Source organism: Barnesiella sp. CU968 (assembly GCF_905219685.1).
In the GTDB taxonomy this organism is placed as follows: Bacteria; Bacteroidota; Bacteroidia; order Bacteroidales; family Muribaculaceae; genus Lepagella; species Lepagella muris_A.
Map to the genome: position 1 here is coordinate 1 of NZ_CAJMXD010000591.1, position 1,128 is coordinate 1,128.

General features: G+C 40.5%; 1 protein-coding gene. It reads left to right on the plus strand.

The window, feature by feature from the left end; all coding sequences use genetic code 11:
- Positions 1-422: 422 nt before the first annotated feature.
- Positions 423-1,128, plus strand: a 706-nt coding sequence (locus JX312_RS13905) for a DUF1573 domain-containing protein (RefSeq protein ID WP_204458518.1), incomplete at its 3' end; no start/stop codon positions are given.

Consider the following 1,128-nt stretch of genomic DNA (forward strand, 5'->3'; position numbering starts at 1 on the left):
CGTTAGAGTCTTGCCAATTCTTATTTTTTACCTATTCCTTTTACTTTTTACTTTATCGGGCGCAGACCGATAAGCGGGGATTTCGCTTCCGCCAAGTGTCGTGACATGTGTAAATTGGTTGTGATAGAATCTATTTTAAGGAGATTTGATATATAGCTTATATTCAATTATATAGTATGTATCATATTTATGCTATGATAGATTTATTTTTTGGATAATAGGTGATAATTCTATTAAATTTGCAATAAAAAATTAACATCATGAAAGGTTTTATAATCCTTATAGTGCGAATGTTGGGATTCCAGTTTGCAACTTGATATGATAAGGGATGATAATCCTGAAGATTCTATATAAATTTATATTTAGAAAGAACAATGTGTAAAAATATTTTATATCGGATAACGCAATTATTGCTTTTGACAATGATATCCTGTTCGGGCTCAAACAAGGAGCAGCAGGATATTGTCGCGGAATGGGTTGGCAAGGAAATCGTAATTCCTGAGGGACTTGGATTTCAGGTAGGTAACATCCCCGTGGATTGCGATTTCGATGCCGCCGATTTCAAGATTGTCACTTATGTCGATTCCACCGGATGCACCAACTGCCGGATGAAACTCCAGGATTGGGAAAAGGTGATCAACAGTTTCAAATCCTCTCCTGATGTTGATGTCAACTTCCTTATGATAGTAGGTTCCGACAAACGGGAGGAGATTGAAAGGCTCGTGAATGACAATAACTTTCATCAACCGGTTGCAATAGATTCCGCAGGAGATTTCAGCAAAGCCAACCCTCTCCCTTCCAAACCGGAGCATCAGACTTTCCTCCTTGATTCGGACAACAATGTTATAGCCATTGGAAATCCGGTCTATAATCCAAAGATTAAGGAGCTTTATAGCCACCTTATCTTTGATTCCACAGATGGCGCACAGACATGGGGTGATGATGAAAACAAACTCTGCAATAACCCCGTCCGGAGCATAGGCGTAATCAGCCGGGGCGACACGGTAACAAAGCTTTTCAGGCTTAACAATGTCACCGAATCAGACCTGACTCTGCAGGAGATTACGCCTTCATGCCAATGTGTCAGCGCCAAAGCGGATTGGAAAATCCTGAAAAGCGGGGAACACG